12 protein-coding genes and 5 pseudogenes are annotated in these 6256 nt (G+C 69.4%); 4 read left to right on the plus strand and 13 right to left on the minus strand.

What is annotated here, in order from left to right; all coding sequences use genetic code 11:
- Window positions 1–233 precede the first annotated feature (233 nt).
- From ACIDOCELLA78_RS000000112895 to ACIDOCELLA78_RS000000112955, 13 genes and pseudogenes are all read right to left on the minus strand, one after another.
- The gene (locus ACIDOCELLA78_RS000000112895) at window positions 234–353 is read right to left on the minus strand and encodes an aldehyde dehydrogenase family protein (protein ID WP_374223274.1); all 120 of its coding nucleotides are present in this window, start codon (window positions 351–353) and stop codon (window positions 234–236) included.
- An 11-nt stretch (window positions 354–364) separates the two neighbouring features.
- On the minus strand, window positions 365–562 hold the full coding sequence (locus ACIDOCELLA78_RS000000112900) for an aldehyde dehydrogenase family protein (RefSeq protein ID WP_374223275.1): 198 nt from the start codon (window positions 560–562) through the stop codon (window positions 365–367).
- A pseudogene (locus ACIDOCELLA78_RS000000112905) lies at window positions 537–904 on the minus strand (aldehyde dehydrogenase family protein); the annotation flags it as partial. The pseudogene ACIDOCELLA78_RS000000112905 and the gene ACIDOCELLA78_RS000000112900, both read right to left, overlap by 26 nt.
- Window positions 905–1001: 97 nt before the next feature.
- On the minus strand, window positions 1002–1262 hold the full coding sequence (locus ACIDOCELLA78_RS000000112910) for an aldehyde dehydrogenase family protein (protein ID WP_249676876.1): 261 nt from the start codon (window positions 1260–1262) through the stop codon (window positions 1002–1004).
- Window positions 1259–1573, minus strand: coding sequence for an aldehyde dehydrogenase family protein (locus tag ACIDOCELLA78_RS000000112915; RefSeq protein ID WP_249676879.1), 315 nt, complete (start codon window positions 1571–1573; stop codon window positions 1259–1261). Before ACIDOCELLA78_RS000000112915 ends, ACIDOCELLA78_RS000000112910 begins: the two co-directional genes overlap by 4 nt.
- Window positions 1574–1675: 102 nt before the next feature.
- Window positions 1676–2275, minus strand: a complete 600-nt coding sequence (locus ACIDOCELLA78_RS000000112920; RefSeq protein ID WP_283770879.1) for an amino acid permease — start codon at window positions 2273–2275, stop codon at window positions 1676–1678.
- A gap of 52 nt (window positions 2276–2327) precedes the next feature.
- Window positions 2328–2513 (minus strand): annotated as a pseudogene (locus tag ACIDOCELLA78_RS000000112925) (amino acid permease); the annotation flags it as partial.
- Window positions 2438–2845: a hypothetical protein gene (locus ACIDOCELLA78_RS000000112930; protein ID WP_249676882.1), complete on the minus strand. Its 408-nt coding sequence runs from the start codon at window positions 2843–2845 to the stop codon at window positions 2438–2440. The gene ACIDOCELLA78_RS000000112930 and the pseudogene ACIDOCELLA78_RS000000112925, both read right to left, overlap by 76 nt.
- Before the next feature lie 17 nt (window positions 2846–2862).
- A complete protein-coding gene (locus ACIDOCELLA78_RS000000112935; RefSeq protein WP_283770880.1) occupies window positions 2863–2994 on the minus strand; it encodes a hypothetical protein in 132 nt (43 codons plus the stop codon).
- Window positions 2988–3224, minus strand: a complete 237-nt coding sequence (locus tag ACIDOCELLA78_RS000000112940; RefSeq protein WP_249676857.1) for a hypothetical protein — start codon at window positions 3222–3224, stop codon at window positions 2988–2990. The genes ACIDOCELLA78_RS000000112935 and ACIDOCELLA78_RS000000112940 overlap by 7 nt, the downstream gene beginning before the upstream one ends.
- Window positions 3225–3370: 146 nt before the next feature.
- A pseudogene (locus ACIDOCELLA78_RS000000112945) lies at window positions 3371–3466 on the minus strand (hypothetical protein); the annotation flags it as partial.
- The gene (locus ACIDOCELLA78_RS000000112950) at window positions 3436–3825 is read right to left on the minus strand and encodes a hypothetical protein (RefSeq protein WP_374223276.1); all 390 of its coding nucleotides are present in this window, start codon (window positions 3823–3825) and stop codon (window positions 3436–3438) included. The pseudogene ACIDOCELLA78_RS000000112945 and the gene ACIDOCELLA78_RS000000112950, both read right to left, overlap by 31 nt.
- A pseudogene (locus tag ACIDOCELLA78_RS000000112955) lies at window positions 3746–4339 on the minus strand (AraC family transcriptional regulator ligand-binding domain-containing protein); the annotation flags it as partial. The gene ACIDOCELLA78_RS000000112950 and the pseudogene ACIDOCELLA78_RS000000112955, both read right to left, overlap by 80 nt.
- On the opposite strand from ACIDOCELLA78_RS000000112955, the gene ACIDOCELLA78_RS000000112960 reads away from it, so the two are divergent.
- The 4 genes and pseudogenes from ACIDOCELLA78_RS000000112960 to ACIDOCELLA78_RS000000112975 form a co-directional block, all read left to right on the plus strand.
- Window positions 4247–4444, plus strand: a complete 198-nt coding sequence (locus ACIDOCELLA78_RS000000112960) for a hypothetical protein (protein ID WP_214006295.1) — start codon at window positions 4247–4249, stop codon at window positions 4442–4444. The pseudogene ACIDOCELLA78_RS000000112955 and the gene ACIDOCELLA78_RS000000112960 sit on opposite strands and share 93 nt — an antisense overlap.
- Before the next feature lie 311 nt (window positions 4445–4755).
- Window positions 4756–5343 (plus strand): annotated as a pseudogene (locus tag ACIDOCELLA78_RS000000112965) (glutamine synthetase); the annotation flags it as partial.
- 119 nt (window positions 5344–5462) lie between these two features.
- On the plus strand, window positions 5463–5912 hold the full coding sequence (locus ACIDOCELLA78_RS000000112970; RefSeq protein ID WP_283770881.1) for a hypothetical protein: 450 nt from the start codon (window positions 5463–5465) through the stop codon (window positions 5910–5912).
- Window positions 5913–5918: 6 nt separating this feature from the next.
- The coding region (locus tag ACIDOCELLA78_RS000000112975; protein ID WP_201729857.1) for an iron-containing alcohol dehydrogenase at window positions 5919–6256 on the plus strand (338 nt) is incomplete at its 3' end.

Genomic DNA, 6256 nt, shown 5'->3' on the forward strand with positions numbered 1-6256 from the left:
CGCCTCGGTCTGGACACGGGACATGGAGGCCGCGGCGCGCATCGGCGGCGAGATCGAGACCGGCACCGTGTTCATGAACCGCTGCGACTATCTCGACCGGCGCTGGCCTGGGTCGGGGTGAAGGATTCCGGCCGCGGCTGCACCCTCTCGCGGATCGGCTTCGAGCATCTCACCCGGCCGAAATCCTTCCACCTGAAAGCCGTGCCCTGACGCATCGTCCGGCCCGGGCAGGATCAGTCCAGCCGGACCATGACGTGGCGGACCACGGTATAATCCTCCAGCGCGTAGGCGGAGAGATCCTTGCCGTAGCCCGACCGCTTCAGCCCGCCATGCGGCATTTCGTTGGCGAGCATGAAGTGGCAATTCACCCAGTCGCGCCATAGCGCAGCCCGGCGGCCAGGCGCATCGCCCGCCCGACATCGCGCGTCCAGACCGATGAGGCGAGGCCGTAATCGGAGTCGTTTGCCCAGACGATCCGCCTGCTCGGGATCGGTGAAGCGCGTGACGGACACGACGGGGCCGAACACTTCGCGGCGCACGATCTCGTCGTCCTGCGCCGCACCGGCAATCACGGTGGGTTCGTAATAGAACCCGCCCCCGCCGCATCGCGCCCGCCGGCGACGACCTCGACATGCGGCAGCGCCGCCGCGCGGGCGACGAAGCCGCCCACCCGCTCACGCTGGCGCGCCGAGATCACCGGGCCGATATCGTTCTCGGAATCATCCGCCCGGTCGTAACGGAGCTTCGCCACCGCCGAAGCGAGATCGGCCACGAACCGGTCATAGACCTTGGCTCCGGCATAGACCCGGCAGGCCGCCGTGCAGTCCTGTCCGGAATTGTAGTATCCGAAGTCCCGCACCGCGGCGACGGCGGCGTCGATATCGGCGTCGTCGAAGATGATCACCGGCGCCTTGCCGCCGAGTTCGAGATGGGTGCGCTTGATCGAGGTCGAGGCGCCTGGATCACCCGCTCGCCGGTGCCGATCGAGCCGGTGAGCGAGATCATCGCCACCCCGGCGTGTCGATCAGCGCCTGGCCGGTGCTCGGCCCGCGCCCCGAAATCACGTTGAGCACGCCCTCTGGCAGAATGCCGGCGGCGAGCCTTGCGAGCTTCAGCGCGGTCAGCGGCGTCAGTTCCGAGGGCTTGAGCACGACCGTGTTGCCGGCGGCGAGAGCGGGGGCGATCTTCCACGCCGCCATCATCAGCGGATAGTTCCACGGCGCGATCTGCGCGACCGGGCCGACCGGATCGCGCCGGATCATCGAGGTGTGACCGGCAGATACTCCCCCGCCGCACTGCCGGACAGGCAGCGGGCGGCGCCGGCGAAGAAGCGGAAACAGTCGACGATGGCGGGCATCTCGTCGCGCAGCACGGCCGGGCGCGGCTTGCCGCAGTTCAGCGCCTCCAGCGCGGCGAAATCCTCCGCCTCCGCCTCGATCGCATCGGCGAGGCGCAGCAGCAGCGCCGCGCGCTCGCCCGGCGGCAGCGCCGCATAGGCGGGAAAGGCGCGCCCGGCGGCTTCCACCGCGCGGGCCACCTGGCCGGCATCGGCCTCGGCGATCTCGGCGATCACCGCACCCGTCCGGGGTTGACCACCGGCACCGGCGCGCCCGCGCCCGCCTCGAACGCGCCGCCGATCAGCAGATGCGTCGGCAGGGTTGCGGTCGGTGCCATCTCAGCCTCCCGCCCCTTCATGGACCGCGCGTTCCTCGGCCGCGATTTCTGCCGCCCGGCTCGCGATCGCCTCGCGGCTGATCGGCGGGCCGGGGAAGCGCACCCGCGCCACGCCGAACCAGAGCACCAGCATCAGCACGATCAGGCCGAGACCATAGGTGATCAGGATATCGTTGGGCGGCTGGATGCCGATATAGATCAGCACGAACACGCCGATGATCGAGACGACCGCGAGCGGCTTCGAGAGCGCGCCGAGGCGGAACGGGCCGAACTCGGTCCAGGTCTTGCCCTCGGCGAACAGCCCGGCCGCGACCGGCATGGCGTAGGAGATATAGAGGAACATCGCGCAGCCCGCCGCCAGCGCCGCGAAGGCCGGCGAATACAGCGTCGCCGCGACCGAGAGCACCGCGGTCAGCCAGATCGCGCCGACCGGCGTGCGGTGCGTCGGGCTCACCCGCCGCCAGATCGCGTGGCCGGGCAGCCCGCCATCGCGCGCGAAGGCGAAGATCATCCGCGAGGTCGAGGTCACCCCCGCCAGCGCGCAGAGATAGTTGGCGACGACGATGCCGACATAGAGCAGGTATTTCACCGGCAGGATCACCGGCAGCCCCGGCGAGCAGGTTGAAGAACACGTTGCCGCCCTGCGCCGCCGCCTTGCCGAGATCCGGCATCGCCAGCAGGATCGCGGCCTCCATCACCAGGCCGAAGGCGAACGACCAGAACACCGAATTGATGATCCCGCGCGGCACGGTGCGCCGTGCGTTCACCGTCTCTTCCGATGTGTGGGCCGCGCCGTCGAACCCGGTGATGGTGTAGAGCGGCAGCAGCAGCCCGAGCATGAAGAGGTAGAACAGGTTGCCGCTATGCGGCACCACCCCGCCGCCGGCCTTGCGGAATAGTTGATGAAGGTGAACAGCCGCGAGACATCGTAATGCTGCGCGCCCACCAGCATCGCGATGGTCAGCACGATGGCGATGAAGAAGATCAGGTAGCCGGAGAAATCGGTCAGCCGCGTGGTGGTGCGAATGCCCATGTGGTTGAACGCGCCCTGGCTCGCGGTGATCAGGACGACGGCGATGGTCTGCTGCCAGAACCCCCAGTGCGACGTGTCGATATGGAACATGTTGCCGAGGATCAGGCTGGTGAACAGGTCGTAGGCGCCGACATTCACCGAGGCGACGACGAAGATCAGCCCGAGCAGGTTGACGAAGGCGGTCGCCCAGCCCCAGCCCCGCCGCCGAGCAGCGACGACCAGTGATACAGCGCGCCGGCCGTCGGGTAGGCGGAGGCGATCTGCGCCATCGACAGCGCGATCACCATCGAAAAGATCGACCCACGATCCAGCCGACGAACACGCCCCCCGGCCCGGCGGCGGAGAACGCCGCCTGGAACGAGGTGATTCCGCCCGCCAGGATGCAGATGATCGAGAAGGCGATTGCGAAGTTGGAAAATCCGTGCATGCGCCGGGACAGTTCCTGCGCATAGCCCATCTTGTGCAGCGTTGCGGTATCCTCGGCGAGGATCCGCGCCTCATCCTGGTCGTTCGACATCTCCGTCTCCCATGTTGACCGTCAGGCCGTGTGCGCCGGGCTTTCCCGCCGGTCGTGCTGTCAGGCATCGTTCGCGCGCCGAGCTTGCGGCGCACCGCCTCGGGCGAGGCGCCATGCAGCCGGCGGCAGGCCCGCGAGAAGGCGCTCACCTCGGAATAGCCGAGCAGTTCGGCGACCGCGGCGATCGAGAGATGCGGCTCGGCGAGATACATCAGCGCGAGCCGCGCCCGCACCTGGTCGATGCACCCGGAATAGGTGAGGCCGTACTCGGCGAGCCGGCGCTGCAGCGTCCAGCGGGCAGGCCGAGGCTTGCGGCCACGCGGTCGATCCCGGCCGGGCCTCGGGCAGCTTCCTGCGGATCTCGCTCGTCACCGCGCCGAGCAGGTCGCGCGGCGCGCCGCCGCCGCCGATCCGGCGCAGCTCCTCGGCCAGGCGGCGAAGCGCGCCGGGTCGCGCGCCGGCATCGGCCGGTCCAGCCCCGCCGCGCGGAAGCTGATCGCGTTCGCCGGGGCGGCGAGAACACCGGCGCGCCGAACGCCGCCGCATGCGCCTGCGCCTGTTCCGGCGCCGGGTGCTCGAACCAGACCTCCTCGATCTCCAGCGCGCCGCCGAGCGCGCGCCCGCAGCAGGTTGGCGAACATCCCCATCGTCAGCTCGGCATCCTGCCGTCGCGACCAGATCCGCGGATCGACGATCCGGTATTCCAGCCGCAGCGATCGCCCCTCCCGCGCGAGGCGGGTTTCGGTATTCTGCTGGTGCTCGATGAAGTGGCGGGCGAAAGCCGCCAGCCCGGTGCCGACATCCGGCGCCGCCAGCGCGAGCTGGCCGATCAGCCCGAGCGCCTCGGGCTGGAACTGCTGGCCGAAGCGCAGGCCGAAATGCGTATCGCCGCTGCGCGCCGCCGCCCGTTCCATCATCGCGACATAGCGCGCCAGCGGCACGGTGGCGCAGGGGTCCTCAAGGTCGCGCGGATCGAATCCCGCCTCGCGAGCACCAGGTCCGGGTCGGCCCCCGCGCCACGGATGAACGAAGTCACCCCGGACGCCGCGGCGGCGAGCACATGGCAGGATGTCGATCCGGACGCGGCGGCAGGCAGACCCATGATCCCCTTCAATCCGTCGGTGCCGCGCCAGAATGCCGGGCGGCGCGGCCGTTGCGCAACGAAATTCGGCAGTCTGCCGACTGTGGCAAATTCCGCCCCGTGCCGCTTTGACATCTGAACACAAACCCGCGCGATCGCCGCTTGTCGCCGAATGTCAAGATCGTCACACTGGGCTCATGCAATAGTCCGCCGGGAGGTGCGATCATGAACAACGATCTGTCTGCACAGAACATCACCGCGTCCGGCGGCATGACGCTCGACGAACTGCGCGCGGCGGTCGATGCCGGAGCGATCGACACGATCGTGATGGCGGCGCCCGACATGCAGGGGCGGTTGCAGGGCAAGCGGGTGATGCCCCGCTTCTTCCTCGACAACGTCCTGACCGACGCCTCGGAGGGCTGCAACTATCTGCTCGCCGTCGATGTCGAGATGACGCCGGTCTCCGGCTATGATTTCGCCTCCTGGGACCGCGGCTATGGCGATTTCGTCTTCCGCCCCGATCTCGCGACCCTGCGCCGCGCCGCCTGGCAGGAGGGCGCCGCGATCGTGCTCTGCGACATCGCGCTGCATGACGGCACCCTGGCGCCGGTCGCCCCGCGCAGCATCCTGCGCCGCCAGCTCGACCGTCTCGCCGCCACGGGCCTGACCGCGCTCGCCGCGACCGAGCTGGAATTCATGCTCTTCCGCAACACCTATGAAGAGTGCATGCGGCGCGGCTATCGCGATCTCGATCCGGCCAATCTCTACAATGTCGATTATTCCATCCTCGGCACCGCCAAGGTGGAAAAGGTCATCCGCGCCATCCGCAACGCGCTCGAGGCGTCGGGCATCCGCGTCGAGAACTCCAAGGGCGAGTGCAATCTCGGCCAGCACGAGATCAATTTCGCCTATGCCCCGGCACTGGAGTGCGCCGATGGCCACGTGATCTACAAGGAAGCCGCGAAGGAGATCGCCCAGGCGCAGGACCACGCCATCACCTACATGGCGAAGTTCAACGAGCGCGAGGGCAATTCCTGCCACATCCATCTCAGCCTGCGCGACGCCGCGAACCGCCCGGTCTTCGCCGCCGGCCCGGCCACGCGCCGGAATTCGACCATTTCCTCGCCGGCCTCGCCGCCCACGCCGCCGAGCTTTCCGTGCTGTTCGCGCCCAACATCAACTCCTACAAGCGCTACGCCGTGGGCAGCTTCGCGCCGACCGGCCTGGTCTGGGGGCACGACAACCGCACCTGCGCCTTCCGCGTGCTCGGCCACGGGCGGTCGCTGCGCGTCGAAAACCGGCTGCCGGGCGGCGACGTGAACCCCTATCTCGCCCTCGCCGGCATGATCGCCGCCGGACTCGATGGCATGGAACGCCGCCTGCCGCCGCAACAAGCCTTCACCGGCAACGCCTATCACGGCGACCTGCCGCGCGTGCCCCGCACGCTGGCCGACGCCCTCGCCCTCTGGCGCCACAGCGCCTTCGCGCGCGAGGCGTTCGGCGAGCAGGTGGTGGCGCATTACGCAAGGATGGCCGAGGTCGAGGTCGAGACCTTCGCCGCCGCGGTGACCGACTGGGAACGCACACGCTGCTTTGAAAGGATGTAACCCGCGATGACCATTCTGCAGGGAACCTGGCGCTTCCCCACCGAGGTGCTGGCCGGGCCGGGCCGCATCGCCGAACTCGCCGGCCGCGCGCGCGACCTCGGCGCCCGCCGCGCGCTGTTCGTCTCCGACGCGCAGGTGGCGAAACTGCCCTTCTTCGCGCCGCTGGAGGCGAGCTTCGCCGCCGCCGGAATCGCCACCGCGCGCTTCACCGGCACCCACCCCGACCCGCTGGCGGGCGACGTCGCCGCCGGCGTCGCCGCCTTCCGCGCGCATGAGGCGGACCTCGTCGTCGCGATCGGCGGGGGCAGCGGGCTCGATTGCGGCAAGACCATCGCGCTCGCCGC

The sequence above is a fragment of the Acidocella sp. C78 genome (genome assembly GCF_907164655.1).